This window comes from Paraburkholderia sp. GAS38 (assembly GCF_050434965.1).
GTDB lineage: Bacteria > Pseudomonadota > Gammaproteobacteria > Burkholderiales > Burkholderiaceae > Paraburkholderia > Paraburkholderia phenazinium_A.
The window spans coordinates 118,741-134,930 of the sequence record NZ_JBNDJO010000005.1; the positions used below are offsets into that span (position 1 = coordinate 118,741).

The window sequence follows — 16,190 nt, forward strand, 5'->3', positions numbered from 1 at the left end:
TGTGATGCGCGTCAGGCGCTGCTGCAAGACGCCACGCCCCGGGCTTCGTGAAGAATCCATTTCGCAAATGCCTGGAGCGGCGCTTCACTCAACTCGATAGGCTCAGGAAGAACAAGGCAGAAGTTTTTAGCGATCGTTTTGCTGTCCGGCCAAGGCGCGACGAGACGGCCTTGTTCAAGCTCTGCCCCGATGTAAAGACGCGGCACCAATGCAACACCCAAGCCGGCTAGCGCCGCCTCGATGAGCATGGAGTGGAGATCGTAACGCGCGCCAACCGCCGAATTGGTCAGCACGATACCGGCCTCTTGTGCATAACGCTGCCATGCGTCCGGATTTTGTCGTCGGTGAAGGCGCGGCAGTTCATCCAGCGATAGGTTCGCATCGGCGCCTGCGAGAAGCGCCGGACTACAGACGGGCACCAGCACCTCCTCCAGCAGGCGATGCACACGCATACCCGCCCATGCTGGATGCTCGAAGTGGATTGCCACGTCGAAACCGCTACCAGCAAGAATGAAGGGTTCCATGCGTTCGGCGATGTGCACGGTAATGTTCGGATGCTGATGTTGAAAGCGTTTCAGTCGAGGGATAAGCCAACGGGTGGCGAAGGTCGGAATCGCGGCGATATCAATGCTTGCGCCCTCGATAGGCTGCCCCATCAGATACAGGCTGTCGCGTTCCAGCCGGTCCAGAATCTCGCGAACCTGCACCGCGTATCGCGTGCCGTTGGGCGCAAGCCGAACCCGATTTCCAATGCGTTCAAACAGCGCGACACTCAAAAACGCCTCCAGGCGACCAATCTGACGACTGATGGCGCCCTCGGTCAGCGCTAATTCCTCGGCCGCGCGGGCGAAGCTGCCGTGTCGTGCCGCGGCTTCAAAAGCCAGCAGCGCGGAATTGCTTGGGATCTTACGTCGCATTGGGTTCTCGCCGATTGATATGCGCTCGACGCCAGCTTGAGCAAACATCACTGAAGGCTGACTTTATATCGTTATATGCGCCGAACACCTCAGATTAGCATTACGTTACCGCAATGAACATGGATCGTTTGCAGCAATCTGCTTACGCGCCACCAAGGATAGCCTGATGATCTACACCGTGGAATGCAGCTTCGCCGATCTCAGCAGCGAAGCCGAATGGAACGACTTCTACAGCCTTGAGAAACTGCCCGCCCTCATCTCGGTTACCGGCTTTCACACGTCGCAGCGCTTCAAGTCGTTAAGCGATGGTTGCCCGGTCTACCTTGCCGTCCACACGATCGACGGTCTCGATGTTCTGACGGGAGAAGAATATCGCCAGAAAGGCGGCGGCAATTTTGCAAGGTGGCAGCAACACATCACCCACTGGCACCGAAATCTCTACAGCGATATCGGCCTTGCACCAGCAGTAAGTGCAGACGAACTCCTCGTGCTTTGTGCAAACGGCCCCGAACCGCTGATCCAGATGGGCCTCACACCGTTGGCGATGCGAGCCGTTGCGCTGGAGAAGTTTCCAGAACGCCGTTGGCTCGCAAAACTGCCTCGGCGAAACGCTCAGCTTGTCGGGAGCTTGTCCGAAGGTGTTCACCTCTACTCCCCGATGACTGAACAACTGACACGCTCATGCACCGTTTCGACCGGACAGGGAACATAGGTCCGCGATGCCCAATGTCACTCTCTATATTCCTGCGGGACACATGCCGTCTCATGGGCGACTTGCCGAGCTTTCCTGCGACTGCATCAAACTCTGTACGAGTGTCCTTGAAGCGGCACTCGAAAACGTTCATGTCATCTATGTCGAAGTTCGGCATGGGTACGGACATCCCGTCTTCGCGGAAGTCCAATATCGCCTTGAGACGTTTCGCACACCCCCGGTAATGAACCAGTTCATGGAAGCCCTGGACGACGCCATCGCGCGCCGCACGGGTCTCACGGCACGCATCCGTTGTTTTGGTTATGCCGCGTCGAGCATTCACGCCCGAAATTAAGAAGTCCTCTGGAGAAGAATTGTGTCCACCGTCACCTTTCCAAGTCAGCGAGCCGGCGATTTCACGATCATCGCAATCAGCGACGGCTACCTCACCGCTAGTCTCGACCTGCTCGCGAATATCGACCCGTCCGAGGCCTCCAGAATGCAAAGTGATGCAGGGCAGCAAGCACCTTCCACCGTGCATATCAATTGCTACGTGGTACGAAGTGCGGGCCGCACCATTCTCATCGACGGTGGGGCGGGAGGCATCAAGCAATGGGGCGGCCGCCTGAGGGCCAATTTATCGCTGGCTGGTGTCGAACCCTCCGAGATCGACACGATCCTGCTCACACACGCTCATCCCGACCATGTTGGAGGGCTAGTCGACCCAGCCGGACACATTGCCTTTCCGAATGCGGAGCTTGTTGCGCATCAGCGAGAGGTCAAATTTTGGCAGGATGACGGAAATCTCAGTCGTGCCAGCGAGCGTGCTCGCGGCAACTTCCTGATAGCGCGTCAAGTGTTCGACGGCTACCGCGACAAGCTCCGTACTTTCGATGAGGGCGAAGTGCTGCCCGGTATCAGAGCGATGCCGCTACCGGGACACACAGATGGGCACTCCGGATATCTTCTCGAATCCCATGATCAAGGCCTGCTTGTCTGGGGAGATATTGTTCATTTTCCTCACATCCAGATTGAACGGCCAGACGTGTCGATTGCATTCGATCAGGACCCTTCCCTCGCGGCCACGACACGATCGCGGCTTCTGGACCTGGTCAGTTCAGAGGGACTTTTGGTCGCCGGTATGCATTTGGGGGAACTCGGCTTCGCGCGAATAAAGCGGACGAGCGGGAGCTATGGTCTGCTTTACGAGGTTGAAGCATGAGGCCACAAACGATAGCGCTTGGCAGTCGCAACATAACGGAGACACCGGGCGATGGCTAGCCTTGAACCGAATAGCCGCCGTCCACCGGGATGATTTTGGAATGTTGATTCTCGCGCTTCGGCTGACTCGATTTACCTGCGCTTTTCGAATGCCGCGAGCTTGGAGCTTGGTTTGCCGGCGCGGGGCCGTTGTCTTCGCGCGAAGTCCAGCGGCGGCTCGTAGCGGGTTCTTACTCCGTGCGGCTTAAAGTACGGATGAGTTGCTCAAACATCGCTCCTGCCGCAGCCGATTGTTTGGCCTGCTTTGAACGGATGACGACCACCTCCATTTCAGGCAAATCCGGGAGTCCGTGACGGCTGTCGAGCACTTTCAGGCCGGCAGGGAGACTGCATTGCGTTAGCACCGCCACCGCCATGCCGCTCTCTGCGGCGGCCAGTTGTCCAGCGACGTTTGGGCTGTGATAGACGATCCGATACTGACGCCGCTGGGATGAAATAGCTTTGAGCACGGCATCGCGCGGTCGACTTCCTGATTCGTGGACGGCGATGGGCAATGGATTACGACGCCAGGCCTCATATCGTTCTTTTCCGACCCAGACAAGCTTTTCTCGAAACAGCAACGTCCCTCTGTCAGCGCGATCCCGCGTGACGACCGCCAGGTCCAGTTCGCCCCGTTCTACTTTGGGAATGAGTGCGGTTGACTGCTCGCAGACCAAAGTGATTTCCACCGCTGGGTAGCGGCTCGAGAAGGTGCGAAGGACTGGTGTGAGATAAGCCATCGCATAGTCCTCCGGCACGCCCAAACTAATGCGGCCTGTGACCTCTGGCCCCCGAAGCGCAGCGATGGCCTCGGCGTGTATATCCAGCATTCTCCGCGCATAGCTCAAAAGCTCACTGCCGGCTGCTGTTAAAAGCATATGACGTGGCCCGCGCAACATCAGCGATTGCCCCACGGCATCCTCGAGCTTCTTCAACTGCATGCTCACAGCGGACTGCGAGCGATAGACCTGCTTCGCCGCTGCCGTGAGCGACCCCGTGTCGGCGACGGCGACAAACGCGCGTAGCCAGTCAAGCTGTAGATCGGGAGATTGGGACATGGCGGTCAACCATTTGAAAATCGAATAATAACGAAACGATAAATTCGCTTTTCGTGACGGTCAACCCATTCCACAATTCAGGACATGAAAAGCGCAACGCCTTGCCCGTCTGAATCTGCCCTGCTGGCCCCATCAAGCACCTCGGAACGGCAAGGCACTGCGTTGATGGTCGCGGGCGGGCTAATTCTCGGGACCATCGGCATATTCGTCGAAGAAGCCCGCCAGGACCCGATGACCACGGTGTTCTTTCGCTGCTTCTTTGGGGTGCTGGCCCTTTCGCTGTGGGGCGCGGCAACGGGACGGTTGCATGAACTCAAACTGCGATGGCGGGAGCTGACGGTGGCACTGGGCGCAGGCGTGCTAATCGTGCTCAATTGGGTTTTGTTCTTTGCCGCCATTCCACGGGTGTCTATTGCAATAGCGACAGTTCTGTTTCACATCCAACCATTTTTGGTCATCGGTCTGGGTGCCTGGTGGCTGGGCGAGCGCGTATCCAAAGCGCAGGTCATTGCTTGCGTTGTAGCACTAGCCGGACTTGTACTCGCCACCGGACTCATTGGAAGCAAGACGAGCTTGATCGCGACATCGTCTTATCAGACCGGCGTCACCCTATGCCTCGTGGGTGCCATCGCCTATGCTGGCTTACCGTTAATCGCGCGCAAGGCAAAGCGAGTTAGTTCGTTTGCGTTGTCCTGGTGGCAGAGTGCTGTCGGCGTGCTGCTTACAGCTTGGTGGCCGCTCTGGCATGGAATGCCGCAAACGACGACTGCATGGCTTTGGTTAGCCGGGCTAGGAAGCATCCATAGTGGCGTCGCGTACGTCGTTCTCTATGCCGGGATGAGCCGGCTGCGCACCAGTCGTGTGGCGCTGTTGCAATTCGTCTATCCGCTGACAGCCATTGTCGTGGACCGGGTTGTATACGGACACCAACTAACCGCACTACAGACCGTCGGGGTCCTAATCATGGCGGGCGCATTGTGGACCGTTCGCCGCGACAGCTAACGCGGCTGCAAAATGCCGTCTGGCGCAGAGGCAACCCCATCGGCTTCGCGCCAGGCAACGGCCACTCGGATCGGGTACCGTTCTACTGCAGCATCGCTCTTCACTTTAAGGAGCCAACACATGGCAGCATTTGTTGTCGTACAGGAATCGATCGAAAACGAAGCTGTTTTCAATCAATATCGCGCAAAGGCGCCGGCGACGATCGAGGCATATGGCGGCAAGTTCCTCGCGCGTGGCGGCAACCTCGAAGTGATGGAGGGCGAATTGCCGTACAAGCGGCTCGTCATCATCGAGTTCCCTACGCGCCAGGACGCAATTGCATGGTACAACTCGTCCGCATACCAAGAAATCCTGCCCATGCGACTCTCAAGCAGTAAAGGCATTTTCGCAGTGGTGGACGGCGTGTGATTGGAGCGCCGAACTGGTTTGGAAAAGCCGCTTCCCGCTCGCCTCGAACGGCTGTTGATGGCCGCCCTGAGACGGCTGGCGGCCATCTCAGGTCGCCCCCAAGCGGTAATTCGCAACGCTCCAGGGCCGGCGTGACTCATCCCCACGGATCAGGGTTGGCGTTTGCCGCGGCCACCAGCGGGTTTGCCAACCGGCTTATGTGAACCGGCAGCTGGCTTGCCGGCGGGTTTGCTGCGTGGCTTTTGCACGCTGAATGGACTACCGCTGGAAAAGGGTGTGCCTTCGCCCACGGCCGCAGCGCGTTGCGCCCCAGGCTTGCGTTTGCTTTCGCCGCTTTGCGGACGTGGCTTTTTGCCAAGCACCTGCACGGCGCCCGGCGCAGCTTGCGACACTTTGGGCTTCTTAGGCTTTTTGGGTTTCTTGATGATCTGGCCCGTCGCGCTCGTTTGCGGCACGCGGTGTTCGGCCTCAAAACCCGGCTCTTCTTCACGGGGCAGCGTTTGCCGGATCAGCGCTTCAATCGCGGCCAGTTGCGGCGCTTCATCGGCACACACAAGGGACACCGCCACGCCGCTGGCGCCCGCGCGGCCGGTACGGCCAATACGGTGCACGTAGTCTTGCGCCACGATCGGCAGATCAACGTTGATCACGAGCGGCAGGTCGTCGATATCCAACCCGCGCGCAGCCACATCGGTGGCTACCAGCATATGTACTTCGCCCGTCTTGAAGCGCTCCAGCGCACGCAGGCGCGCGGGCTGGGGTTTGTCGCCGTGGATGGTGTCGACCGCGTAGCCAGCTTCGTCCAGCATGGCCGCCAGGTAGTCCACGCCGTTGCGGGTTTTGACGAACACCAGCGCGTGCTGCCAGTTGTTCTCAGCCACAAGATGCATGAAGAGGTCGGGCTTGTTCTTTTTATCCACCGTCACCACCCACTGCTTGATCCTGCTGGCCGTGGCATTGGGCGGGCTAACGCTGATATTGACCGGGCCCCTCAGAATGGCCGCCGCGATGGCGCGGATATCATCGGTAAACGTGGCAGAGAACAGCAGGGTCTGGCGCTCGGCGGGCAAGGCAGCAAAGACAGCGTTGAGTTCGCGTGCAAAGCCCAGATCCAGCATGCGGTCGGCTTCATCCAGCACCAGCGTTTGTATTTGATCAAACTGCACTGCGTTCTGGCGATGGAGATCCAGCAAACGGCCCGGCGTGGCAACGAGCACATCCACGCCCTTGCGCAACTTCATCATCTGCGGGTTGATACTCACACCGCCGTAGGCGGCCAGAAATCGTAACTCGAGGCCTTTACCGTAATCGACAAAGCTTTGCAACACTTGTTCGGCCAGTTCACGCGTGGGCACCAGCACCAGAACACGCGCGCGGTTGCTGGACACCGCCGGGCCGTATTGCACTAGCCGTTGCAACAGCGGCAGCGCAAAACCCGCCGTTTTGCCGGTACCGGTCTGTGCCGCAGCCATGACGTCCTTGCCACTGAGCACAGCAGGAATCGCCTTGGCCTGCACCGGCGTAGGTGTCTGGTAATTGAGGTCCTGCAGATTACGCAGCAAGGGATCGATCAGGCCAAGCGAGGCAAAAGACATTGGCGTATTCCGGGCTAAAGCCGCAATTCTAGCGGTTACCGCCTGATTGCGCCGCGCATCATCGTGTCCGGCATCGAAATCGCGGACACGATCCGCACAGAGCCGATGCAGAGCGACGGCGGCGCGAACACCGCAGCGGAGCAATTCTATTCGCTGATCATGTAAGCATTCCTACTCATTCGTGAATTCTGCCCCTTCGTTTGTGTAATCGCGGCCCAACCATTAGGCTTCTGCCGATCGACCTGCGAATTCACCGCAGGGGCGAATTGATAGTCGGTATCCAGATAGTGGACGTCGCCTCATAGAAATTCTCAGGCCCGCCTTTTGGCGGCCAGATTCCATCAGCGTAAGACTTTGCACGTATCGCGATCCGTTCATCCAGGCTTTCCCAGGGCCATATGTGCGTGATGCGCGGCACGCCATCAAGCGCGTACATATTGACTGTCAGAGGGGACCGTTTTGACCGCTCGGGCATCGCGGCCTCCCACGCCTCAATCGTAGGCGCCAGTCCACCGGGTCTTAGCCAGTAGGTGCGAAACTCGTAGTACCTGCCGAACGAGCCCGGCTCGACCGGAGGCAAGAAAGGAAAACCAGCGTAGCTCTCCATCTCGATCGTAGACGTGCTGTCGGCCACCCCGAATGGATTGGCGTGATGTAAAGCACGCGCTCTTTCCTGAGACAGTGTCCCGGGATCGACGAATCCTCGCAGAATACGCACGCTTCCTAGCCGCCCGTTTTCCGAGGTCCATGCGCCGAGCCAGCGCCCCGCGGTTTCGGGATGATTGAGGTAAGCCTCCGCGCTCGCGATTACCTCCGGCAGCTTCAGAATATGCGACGACAAGGTAACCAGTTCGTAGAACATGTCAAATTCTCCTGAGTCCGTGTACGGCGATCAGACGACCGCTACAAAGGAGGCTAGACTTGCTCTCGTCACTTGGGAATTCCTCATCGGTTCACACACTCTGTTAAAAATTCACTATGTTCGACTGGCAAGATTTGCAGTACTTTCTGGTACTCGCGCGCACGGGAACGCTCTCAGGCGCCGCCAGCGAACTGTCGGTCGAACACGCCACGGTTGGGCGGCGTGTCATGTCCCTGGAGTCCGCGCTCGGATTGAAGCTGATTTATCGGCTACCCCGCAGCATCCGTTTGACCGAGGATGGAAAAGCCATCGCCATGCTGGCCCGATCGATGGCACAAGGCGCCCAGGCAGTTGAAACATATGCGTTGCGGGCATCGTCGGCGCTGTCCGGAACGGTCCGTATCAGCGTGCCGCCTACGATCGGCAGTTACTGCATCGCGCCACACATACGCGTGCTACGGGAATCGCATCCGGCCTTGAAGATCGTGATGGAGGGATCTCCCGACATCGCACCGCTGGACCGGGGCGTCGCCGATATTGCCGTTCGCATGGTCAAGCCGGAGGACGGCAGCCTCGTTACGCGCCGCATAGGCACAGTCCGATTCGGTCTCTATGCCAACCATACCTATGCGGCTCGCCCTTCTGCGCAATGGGAGTTCATCGCTTATGACTCGTCGCTGGACCATGTGAAACATCAAAAGTGGCTGCGCAAAAATATCGACGGACGGCCCATCGTATTCGAAGCGAGCGATGCAATTGGGCAGCAGATGGCCGTGCGCAACGGCGTCGGGGTTGCGGTTCTGCCTACGTTGATCGGCGATAACGACGCTGAACTGGTCAGACTCGACATGGGATCCGAGCCGCCCGAAACCGGGCTTTGGCTGGTGACCTACCCCGACCTGCGTCGAACGCCGGCGATCAAGGCTGTGATGGAATTTTTGGTCCATTGCATCGGTCGTGAAACCCGTTACACGGATAAGGATGTGCGCGGATAAGTCGCCGTCGCCGAACGGTTCGCTTTACTCTCCGAGCATGCGATCCTCTGAAAGCAGCCATTCGCTGAATGGCTCGCGGACAGCCAAAGTTGAGCGGTCGCTGCCTGACGATGGTTCGTAGAGCGAAGATACCGATGTCGATTTCGACCTCTTCGTATAGCTACGACGAACGACAGAGGCACGACTCGACATGGCCCGAGGAACGGTTTGAATTTGCCCTCAAGTATCGCCGGCATGGGCATCGGGCCGTGTCTCAAGAGCTAGCTAAGGGTAGCTGAGTGACCGCTTGCGGCCGAACAGGGCATGGTGGCGATCAGCCCACACCGACCCGTTGCAGCCGTTCACTGCTTGCACTAGGCACGCCGGGTATCGTCAATGATCGCTCGCGCGAGCGCAGCCTGCGCGCTTCGAATCTCGCTACTCGAGAGTCCGGTGGCGAGCATATCCTCGATAAGGTTAATGTGCAGTGCGCTAAGCAGGACGTGCGCCGAATATCCCGCGTCGTCCGCTGCCGCTCCGCTCGCGGCTTCCTTGATCAGGCTCCGTAGCAAGCCATGCATCCACCTGTAATGCTCCGACTGCCGCAGTCCGGTGGAGGCTATCCGCAGTTGCTGACATTTGCCGGTTGGGTAAAGAAATACACTGACGAACACTGACCGGCGACCGTGTTTTAGGCCTGCCGCGCGGCAGCGTATTCAGGAGAGTGTGCAAGAGATGAGGACAGTTCGCGGTGGGCATTCGCCTGAGCGAGTAAGGTGTTTGCCTTCGCCTCAAAGGCTTCGACCGCATCCGCGCCAGCGGCGAAGCGAGCAGGAGGCTCATCCTGCGCCGTCAGCGCTACCAACGCAGCGGCAAGCTTGGCCGGATCGCCGCCCTGCTTTCCGCTCATGCCTTTCCACGCGGTCACGGTCTCCTTAGTACGGGATGCGTAGTCTTCGATGGAGAGTTCGGCGTAGGTAGTTGACTCTGCGGTGAGAAGGTCGGTCCGGAAGAACCCCGGCTCCACCAGCATGGTGCGGATGCCAAAGGGAGCAATCTCCTGCGCAAGCGACTCCATCCATCCTTCGACTCCAAACTTTGCAGCAGCATATGCGCTGCAAAAGACAAGACCAGTAATGCCAGCCGTCGATGAGATCGTGACTACCAGGCCAGAGCGCTGCCTGCGCATCACGGGCAATACGGCCCTGGTAACATTCATCGGACCGAACAAAAGCGTTTCGAACTGGCTGCGCACCTGGGCGGCGCTAAGCTCCTCGAAGAAGCCCCCATAGAAGTTGCCTGCGTTGTTGACCAGTACGTCAATGCGCCCGAACTTTTGGACCGCAGCCTTGACGGCGGCGTCGGCATCGACCGGGTTCGTCACGTCAAGCGACGCAATCAACAGACTATCGTGATCGCCGATGGCGTTCCTGATCTTTGCGAGATCGCGGCCGGTCGCCACAACGTCGTGGCCGGCTGCCAGTGCCGCCTTCACAATGTCCACGCCCATGCCACGGCCGGCGCCGGTCACGAGCCAAACTTTCTTGCTGTTCATACGTGGGTCCTTTGTGTCGTGATGCCTCGCCGAAACTTAGGCATCGGGATATGAATCGGGTGGTTTCAGTGTCGCGCGATTGGCACTCAGGCGGTTGCCGAAACCGCTGTACCTTTTGCCTAAAATGACGAAAGCAGCATGAAACTGCACCGATGTCCCGCGGCAGGGGTAAAGTGTGCCTACCGTTTTCTCGTTAGAAATACGCATGAATCGCAGGGCTTTCAAGCCAATGAATACCAGTACCGCCCCTACGGACGGCCTCGCGCGAGCCATTGCACGCTTTGCCCAGTCTGACGGCGACCACACCACAGCTATACCGGCGCTCTCACTTCATCGCCGGAAGGGGCCAACCGAGCCGTTGCATTGCATCTTTAGCCTCGGGCTGGGTATCGTTGCTCAGGGCCATAAGCAGGTATTGGTAGGGAAAGAGGTGGTGAACTACGGCCCCGGCCAGTCACTGCTGACCAGCATCGACCTGCCTGTGATCTCGCATGTCACGCGGGCTAGTATTGAGGAGCCGATGCTTGGCCTGATGCTGACACTAGACCGGCGTGACATCGTGAAGATAGCTGAGGAGATGCAGTTACCGGCTCCCCCCCGAACGCCAGCTTTCACGCCTATCACGATCGAAACCCTTGACGATGCGCTGATAGGCGTCCTGATTCGGCTGATCGAATTGCTGGACCAACCGGTACTGGCTCCGCAATTGGCGCCGCTCTATCAGCAGGAAATAATCGTCCGGCTTCTCGCTGGTCCCCATAGTCCGCAATTGCAGCGTCTTGCAGCCAACGGATCACCGAGCCAACAAATCGCCAGGGCAGTGACCTGGCTCAAACAGAATTTCTCAAAGGAACTATTGGTGGATGATCTGGCCGCGCAAGCGCACATGAGTCCTTCGACGTTCCGTCAGCATTTCCGCAACATCACGGGAACAAGTCCTCTGCAATACCAGAAGCAACTGCGCTTGCAGGAGGCGCGGCAACTGATGCTCAGCCTTGGCATCGACGCGGGAAGTGCCGCAATCCGGGTCGGGTACGAAAGCGCCTCGCAGTTCAGTCGCGAGTACAGCCGCCTGTTCGGTGCGCCTCCGCAGCAAGATGTGAGGCGACTGCGGCTACTGTGATGTATCAAACTGGAGTTGCTCCAAGGCCGCTTTCCGTGTGCGCATTTCAAATACCTGCAGCGCGGATTGCCCGCGCGGCCTGTTAGCGTCCCGGGCTCATTCGTCTGATGGCGAGCAAGCCTCAACCGCGGAGCGCCACAGTAGCTACAACGAGAGCCGAGAAGATCAGCGCCGGGGCAAGATGTCCGAACGGCTCCCGATTTCGTAGCAACGTGAAAAGAGCGCCGATCATGATTGCACCGGCCAGCGTCAAGCCCAAGATTCTGGTTTGCTGTCCAGGAAGAAGTGCCGCGCTAAGCAGCTCGAGAGCGCCACAGAGCCAACGAAACCATGCCGGGTAACCCCAGCGTGCGAAGTCGCGCTTCACCGCACCTAGCCCCGAAAGATTGACCACCCCAGCAACCGCGAACAGAACCGCCACGATCATCGCGAGAACCGATCCTGAAGATGCACTGTTCCACGCCATCGTCATGCTCCCTTGATCTGCTGAAAGTGCTCTCGTACAGAGAGATCCGCAATCAGACCGGGGCCGTGGGGTTCCCACGCAAGCACTCGCCGGGCATGCTGGCCGCTGACTGTCTGATCGAGCGCCAGTGCGTCAGCGAACGGTCCAAGCGATTGGCGAGCATCGTCGAGCGGCCAGAGTTCGACGCGATCGGCGCCGACCGAGGCCCGAATCGCTTCACCCATTTCGGCAACGGCAACGGCATCTTCCGCGACCACGTTGAAGATCTGTCCCGTGACTCGACCGTCTCCGCTTGCCACCCGCTCCACCGCGCTCAGGTAAGCCGTGGCGAGATCGTCGACGTGAACCGCTGGCCAGTGGTTGCGACCATCGCCGACGATCCTCACACTGCCAGTCTGACGGACCATGCCGGCAAGCATGCCGAAAACGCCGCCGCCGTAGCCATGCACCATCGCCGGCCTAAGGATCACTGCGGCAATCGAGCGGCTTGCTGCTAGCGCCTGCACACGTTGCTCCACTGCGGGCCGCCAGGCGATGAGTGGCGTCGGGTTCAGCGCCGACGCTTCAGTCGCGGGCTCCCCCTCCGTATTGCCGTAGACCCAGGTGCCCGACGTATAGACAAATGCCGCGCCCGGATGCAAATGCGAAAGCATCGCTACAGCCGCGGCCTCATCAGCCGCACCGGCGGAAGCATCGTTGGTCGACGCGGTGTGCACCACGCCATCGGCGGTACCGGCAATCGCAGCGAACGACTGTGGCTCACGCAGGTCGCCGGAATGCAGTTTCACTCCGAGACGCGCCAGCGCGCTGGCGGCCGGCGAGTTGGCCTGGCGCACCAACGCCGTCACCTGATGACCGAGGCTAATCGCCTTGCGCGCGACCGCTTGCCCGATGAAGCCCGTACCACCTGTAATGAACAGTTCCAAAGCGTTCCCCTCGATGATTGCCTGCAAAGTTGATAAATCACACAAACGAGACTTATCGGTCTCGTTTTGAGGAATCTAAACGAGACTGGTCAGTCTTGTCAACTACTCGATGATCTGCTATTAATCGGGCATGAACACGTCCTCTCCCCCCGACCTGAGCCCGCTGCAGCACCGTAAGCGGTCCGCTATCCTCGACGGCGCGAAAGCCGTTTTTTTAAGCCAGGGTTTCGGCCTGGCGACGATGGATGATGTCGCCGCGGCCGCGGGCGTCGGCAAACAGACGGTCTACCGCCACTTCAAGTCGAAGGAGGCGCTCTTCGTTGGTCTGGTGGGCTCGATGTGCGCTCAGGTGGGTGGCGTTCTCGCCAGCGCTCAGGACGAGCAATCCGATGGATCACCCGAAGACGAGTTGCGCAAGTTGGGATGGGTGTTGGCACAAATCCTTATCGCGCCGGATTATCTGCGGCTCTACCGGGCCATCGTTGCTGAGGCCGAGCGTCTTCCGGAACTCGGCCAGGTGTTTTACGAAAATGGTGCAAAGGGCGTGCGTGCCTTCGCCGCAAAAATTCTGCGAAGGCGATTTGACGAATCAACTGCTGCATTGCGGGCAGCGACGTTTGTTCAGTTGGTGCTAGGCGACGCGTATCTGGAACTGTCAGTTGGCTACACGGTGCCCGATGTTGAAGCGCGCTTTGCAGTGCAGATTGACGAGGCGGTGGCAGCGGCACTTCGCTAAGGAGCGCCGCATATCCTAAGCGGTACGAAAGTACATCGGTGTCGCCATGCCGAATGGCCGGTTGTGCTCGATCTCGTAGTCGTCCGGGCTGCGCTTGAACAAGAATTTCTGCTGCTGCTTCGGGTGACGTCTGAAGCGCTGCGTTTGCAATAGCAGGTCGATCAGCATGTCGTGGAACTCCCAACTCACCGCGCAGACCGCCACGTCGACATCACGCGTGGCGACAGGGGCCTTAATGTCGTGAAGATGCCACATGAGGATGTCGCGCGCGGTCGCGCCCGCGAGCACGAACCGCGTGCCGAGTTGCGCGCACGCGCCTTTGACGTCTCGAAGCAAGGCGATCGTGAGCGGCTCGACCGGACGTTCGACGGAGACTTTAAGCATTCTTTTTCGCCATGTAGCTTGCGTAGATCGCTTGGGCCACTTCGCGATTCCGGTCGTCGCCCGACATGATCAGATCCGCGTAGACGAGGAGAGGGTGAACGACTCCGCGATCGGACAAGCCCCATCGGTCTTCCGCCGCCACGGGCCAGAACGCATCGAGCACTTCGACGTCACCGCGCTCGTCTGGCCTCAGCATGGCTTTCGACATCATTGTCGGCGCGAGCCCGCCTCGCGCGTAGACAGTCACGGTCGCGGGCTTGAGATTTCGGGTGAGGATGTCTGCCGCCACTTCGCCGCCAAGACGGGCTTGGGGATCGAGCGCCTCCGGGTTAAGCCACCAACTCTTGTCTTTCGCCCAACTGGTAAAGCGTTGCGGGCCGAGCTTGGGGCGCAGCCGGGTCGGATAGAGGCTCACCCAGTCGTCGACCAGTCGGCGGCGGTCGACGATCACCCTGTTCTTGCCTTTGACCACCACCAGACCACGATCCATAAGGTCGTCCATCGCCAGATTCACCGTGTTCAGGGCAACACCCGAGAAGTCTGCGATCGTGCGATAGGGTTCATCCACGAGACCGGGCAAAGTCAGGAGCGCAAAGGTCACGCGCATGCCCTTTGGTGTGGTCGACCGCGACGTCCGGTCCAGACGCTGCAGTGTGGGTTTGCCGCGGCCGACGATCATGATCGTCGCCTCCGGCGCCTGGAGGAAGACGTTGCCCGCGGTGTCGAGGAACGGAATACGTTTGGCGATCAGCTCATCCGCCAGCCGCGGCGTGACATGCTGCGTGACGAGCATCAACGGACGATTGTCTTCAGGCGTGGAGCGAGAGCGCATGCGGTTGACAATGACCCCCGCGCCGAGCGAGCTGGCGCTCGCCTTGATGACTACGGGGATTACGAGGTGCTTTCCCGCAACGTCGAAGCGGATCCACGCGTCCGGGCCATCGTTTGTCGACATCCGCGCGTCGACTTGCCCTTTCCTGCCTGACGCGCTGAGGGGCGTCGCCTGATAGAGGCGCGTCGCATCTGAAAACGCTTCGCAAGCCAGCGTCAGCGCGCGCTGCTCACTACTGGCGAGGCGATCCGAGAAGGTCACGTGCAACTCCCATGTACGTTTATTCACCAGTGTATGATAAAAACATACACAATACAAATAACGTACATATGCCCGGAACGGCGCCTACGGTAGGGAATGTTTAGCTGGTGAGCGATCTATATACGTTATAGAGCGATGTCAGCACATAGAGTCTCGCGGACAACATCGCTAGCCGTCGCGAAAGATTGACCGGTGCCCGCAGCAAAAGCGCGGACACCACCGGCGCTAAGCTTGCCGCCCCACCGCCACTCGAACCGCCTCCAGTTTTCCGGTCCGGCGCGTGGCCGCGATATTCGGATTCGATGTTTCGGCCGTGCAGCATATCAAGGTCCTTCCGTCCGGACCGCTCAGCCCTACCGCGAAGCACGGTTGCGAGGTCCTTATGCGATCGGTCACTCGGCCATGGCGGTCCAGGCGGATAGCCCGGCTGTGCGCCGGGTCGGACACCCAGATCCCATCTTCGGCATCCGCACAGATGCCATCAGGCAACACCCTGTCGCCGTCAGGCCCGAGTTCTGAAAGATCGGCCCAGATCCGCCGGTCGGTCAGCTTGCCTGCTGGGTCAATCGAAAAGGCCGTCAGGCAAGTACCCACGGTCTCGGCGATCACCAGGGTTCCGTCGGATAGCTGCACCGTGCCGTTCGGGAATTGCAGCCCCTGCGCGGCACAACTCACCGTGCCGTCCAGGCGCACGCAAGCGATATCGGCCGTCGGAGGATTCGCGCCGGGTCCGAACAGCGGGTCGGCGTTCGGATCCGCTTCCAGAAGCCCGTAAAAGTCGAACCCAAACGAGCCGACCCATGCGCGTCCTTGCGCGTCGACCTTCATGTCGTTTGCCGCACCACGAGCGACCGGCGACAGATCGGCATGGATCGAAAGGTTTCCGTTTTCTTCGAGTCGCAACAGCTTGAGGTCTCGCATGGATACCACGAGCATCCGGCCATCGGGCAACCAACCAAGGCCCGATGGTTGCGCAGGCACCGTCGCAGCGACGCTGGCACTCCATGTTCGCGGGTCGATCCGCAGCACCTCGTGCGCATAAAAGTCCGACACGTAAAGCAACCCATCGGGCCCCTCGGACGGCGATTCGGCAAAATGAAGACCGTCCCTGACTACAGTTGTATCGACCATCAATTTCAT

General features: G+C 59.5%; 18 protein-coding genes and 1 pseudogene. 8 read left to right on the top strand and 11 right to left on the bottom strand.

All coding sequences use genetic code 11. The features are described 5' to 3' along the window. Window positions 1-11: 11 nt before the first annotated feature. Window positions 12-917 carry a LysR substrate-binding domain-containing protein gene (locus P3T42_RS13830; RefSeq protein ID WP_429306567.1) on the bottom strand — a complete coding sequence of 302 codons (906 nt, stop codon included), beginning with the start codon at window positions 915-917 and terminating at the stop codon, window positions 12-14. 166 nt (window positions 918-1,083) lie between these two features. Here P3T42_RS13830 and P3T42_RS13835 point away from each other — a divergent pair, with 166 nt between their 5' ends. From P3T42_RS13835 to P3T42_RS13845, 3 genes are read left to right on the top strand one after another with little or no spacing between them, the layout of a single operon-like run. Further along, window positions 1,084-1,629, top strand: coding sequence for a sugar ABC transporter (locus P3T42_RS13835; RefSeq protein ID WP_429306372.1), 546 nt, complete (start codon window positions 1,084-1,086; stop codon window positions 1,627-1,629). Between the two features lie 7 nt (window positions 1,630-1,636). Continuing rightward, window positions 1,637-1,963 (top strand): hypothetical protein, encoded by a 327-nt coding sequence (locus P3T42_RS13840; protein ID WP_429306373.1) that lies wholly within the window; start codon window positions 1,637-1,639, stop codon window positions 1,961-1,963. A gap of 21 nt (window positions 1,964-1,984) precedes the next feature. Further along, window positions 1,985-2,830: an MBL fold metallo-hydrolase gene (locus P3T42_RS13845; RefSeq protein WP_429306374.1), complete on the top strand. Its 846-nt coding sequence runs from the start codon at window positions 1,985-1,987 to the stop codon at window positions 2,828-2,830. Between the two features lie 229 nt (window positions 2,831-3,059). Here P3T42_RS13845 and P3T42_RS13850 read toward each other — a convergent pair whose 3' ends face one another. Then, window positions 3,060-3,926 (bottom strand): LysR family transcriptional regulator, encoded by an 867-nt coding sequence (locus P3T42_RS13850; protein WP_429306375.1) that lies wholly within the window; start codon window positions 3,924-3,926, stop codon window positions 3,060-3,062. 84 nt (window positions 3,927-4,010) lie between these two features. Here P3T42_RS13850 and P3T42_RS13855 point away from each other — a divergent pair, with 84 nt between their 5' ends. Both P3T42_RS13855 and P3T42_RS13860 read left to right on the top strand, forming a co-directional pair. After that, on the top strand, window positions 4,011-4,928 hold the full coding sequence (locus P3T42_RS13855; RefSeq protein ID WP_429306376.1) for a DMT family transporter: 918 nt from the start codon (window positions 4,011-4,013) through the stop codon (window positions 4,926-4,928). A gap of 120 nt (window positions 4,929-5,048) precedes the next feature. Further along, window positions 5,049-5,336 (top strand): DUF1330 domain-containing protein, encoded by a 288-nt coding sequence (locus P3T42_RS13860; RefSeq protein ID WP_074302210.1) that lies wholly within the window; start codon window positions 5,049-5,051, stop codon window positions 5,334-5,336. Window positions 5,337-5,485: 149 nt separating this feature from the next. Here the strand turns inward: P3T42_RS13860 and P3T42_RS13865 are convergent, their stop codons facing one another. Then, complete coding sequence (locus tag P3T42_RS13865; RefSeq protein ID WP_429306377.1) at window positions 5,486-6,931, bottom strand: DEAD/DEAH box helicase; 1,446 nt, start codon at window positions 6,929-6,931, stop codon at window positions 5,486-5,488. Window positions 6,932-7,181: 250 nt separating this feature from the next. Beyond that, on the bottom strand, window positions 7,182-7,793 hold the full coding sequence (locus tag P3T42_RS13870; RefSeq protein ID WP_074302212.1) for an NIPSNAP family protein: 612 nt from the start codon (window positions 7,791-7,793) through the stop codon (window positions 7,182-7,184). Between the two features lie 116 nt (window positions 7,794-7,909). On the opposite strand from P3T42_RS13870, the gene P3T42_RS13875 reads away from it, so the two are divergent. Next, complete coding sequence (locus tag P3T42_RS13875) at window positions 7,910-8,788, top strand: LysR family transcriptional regulator (protein WP_429306378.1); 879 nt, start codon at window positions 7,910-7,912, stop codon at window positions 8,786-8,788. 353 nt (window positions 8,789-9,141) lie between these two features. Here the strand turns inward: P3T42_RS13875 and P3T42_RS13880 are convergent, their stop codons facing one another. After that, complete coding sequence (locus P3T42_RS13880; RefSeq protein ID WP_429306379.1) at window positions 9,142-9,339, bottom strand: hypothetical protein; 198 nt, start codon at window positions 9,337-9,339, stop codon at window positions 9,142-9,144. Between the two features lie 119 nt (window positions 9,340-9,458). Next, a complete protein-coding gene (locus P3T42_RS13885; RefSeq protein WP_074302215.1) occupies window positions 9,459-10,322 on the bottom strand; it encodes an SDR family oxidoreductase in 864 nt (287 codons plus the stop codon). A 229-nt stretch (window positions 10,323-10,551) separates the two neighbouring features. Between P3T42_RS13885 and P3T42_RS13890 the strand changes: the two genes are divergently transcribed. Beyond that, window positions 10,552-11,445, top strand: a complete 894-nt coding sequence (locus tag P3T42_RS13890; protein WP_429306380.1) for an AraC family transcriptional regulator N-terminal domain-containing protein — start codon at window positions 10,552-10,554, stop codon at window positions 11,443-11,445. Window positions 11,446-11,566: 121 nt separating this feature from the next. Here the strand turns inward: P3T42_RS13890 and P3T42_RS13895 are convergent, their stop codons facing one another. Together P3T42_RS13895 and P3T42_RS13900 are read right to left on the bottom strand one after the other, a co-directional pair. Further along, the gene (locus P3T42_RS13895; protein ID WP_074302775.1) at window positions 11,567-11,911 is read right to left on the bottom strand and encodes a DoxX family protein; all 345 of its coding nucleotides are present in this window, start codon (window positions 11,909-11,911) and stop codon (window positions 11,567-11,569) included. A gap of 2 nt (window positions 11,912-11,913) precedes the next feature. Beyond that, a complete protein-coding gene (locus tag P3T42_RS13900) occupies window positions 11,914-12,837 on the bottom strand; it encodes an NAD-dependent epimerase/dehydratase family protein (protein ID WP_429306381.1) in 924 nt (307 codons plus the stop codon). A 130-nt stretch (window positions 12,838-12,967) separates the two neighbouring features. On the opposite strand from P3T42_RS13900, the gene P3T42_RS13905 reads away from it, so the two are divergent. Further along, window positions 12,968-13,573: a TetR/AcrR family transcriptional regulator gene (locus P3T42_RS13905; RefSeq protein ID WP_429306382.1), complete on the top strand. Its 606-nt coding sequence runs from the start codon at window positions 12,968-12,970 to the stop codon at window positions 13,571-13,573. A 48-nt stretch (window positions 13,574-13,621) separates the two neighbouring features. On the opposite strand, the pseudogene P3T42_RS13910 reads toward P3T42_RS13905, so the two are convergent. The 3 genes and pseudogenes from P3T42_RS13910 to P3T42_RS13920 form a co-directional block, all read right to left on the bottom strand. Further along, a pseudogene (locus tag P3T42_RS13910) lies at window positions 13,622-13,957 on the bottom strand (nucleotidyl transferase AbiEii/AbiGii toxin family protein); the annotation flags it as partial. After that, window positions 13,950-15,050, bottom strand: a complete 1,101-nt coding sequence (locus P3T42_RS13915; RefSeq protein WP_253190301.1) for a type IV toxin-antitoxin system AbiEi family antitoxin — start codon at window positions 15,048-15,050, stop codon at window positions 13,950-13,952. The pseudogene P3T42_RS13910 and the gene P3T42_RS13915, both read right to left, overlap by 8 nt. A 225-nt stretch (window positions 15,051-15,275) precedes the next feature. Beyond that, window positions 15,276-16,190 (bottom strand): SMP-30/gluconolactonase/LRE family protein, encoded by a 915-nt coding sequence (locus P3T42_RS13920; RefSeq protein WP_429306383.1) that lies wholly within the window; start codon window positions 16,188-16,190, stop codon window positions 15,276-15,278.

Coding starts and splice junctions, on each gene's coding strand:
- P3T42_RS13830 (WP_429306567.1), bottom strand. CDS start 917: ATGCGACGTAAGATCCCAAGCAATTCCGCGCTGCTGGCTTTTGAAGCC.
- P3T42_RS13835 (WP_429306372.1), top strand. CDS start 1,084: ATGATCTACACCGTGGAATGCAGCTTCGCCGATCTCAGCAGCGAAGCC.
- P3T42_RS13840 (WP_429306373.1), top strand. CDS start 1,637: ATGCCCAATGTCACTCTCTATATTCCTGCGGGACACATGCCGTCTCAT.
- P3T42_RS13850 (WP_429306375.1), bottom strand. CDS start 3,926: ATGTCCCAATCTCCCGATCTACAGCTTGACTGGCTACGCGCGTTTGTC.
- P3T42_RS13855 (WP_429306376.1), top strand. CDS start 4,011: ATGAAAAGCGCAACGCCTTGCCCGTCTGAATCTGCCCTGCTGGCCCCA.
- P3T42_RS13860 (WP_074302210.1), top strand. CDS start 5,049: ATGGCAGCATTTGTTGTCGTACAGGAATCGATCGAAAACGAAGCTGTT.
- P3T42_RS13865 (WP_429306377.1), bottom strand. CDS start 6,931: ATGTCTTTTGCCTCGCTTGGCCTGATCGATCCCTTGCTGCGTAATCTG.
- P3T42_RS13870 (WP_074302212.1), bottom strand. CDS start 7,793: ATGTTCTACGAACTGGTTACCTTGTCGTCGCATATTCTGAAGCTGCCG.
- P3T42_RS13875 (WP_429306378.1), top strand. CDS start 7,910: ATGTTCGACTGGCAAGATTTGCAGTACTTTCTGGTACTCGCGCGCACG.
- P3T42_RS13885 (WP_074302215.1), bottom strand. CDS start 10,322: ATGAACAGCAAGAAAGTTTGGCTCGTGACCGGCGCCGGCCGTGGCATG.
- P3T42_RS13890 (WP_429306380.1), top strand. CDS start 10,552: ATGAATACCAGTACCGCCCCTACGGACGGCCTCGCGCGAGCCATTGCA.
- P3T42_RS13895 (WP_074302775.1), bottom strand. CDS start 11,911: ATGGCGTGGAACAGTGCATCTTCAGGATCGGTTCTCGCGATGATCGTG.
- P3T42_RS13905 (WP_429306382.1), top strand. CDS start 12,968: ATGAACACGTCCTCTCCCCCCGACCTGAGCCCGCTGCAGCACCGTAAG.
- P3T42_RS13920 (WP_429306383.1), bottom strand. CDS start 16,190: ATGAAATTGATGGTCGATACAACTGTAGTCAGGGACGGTCTTCATTTT.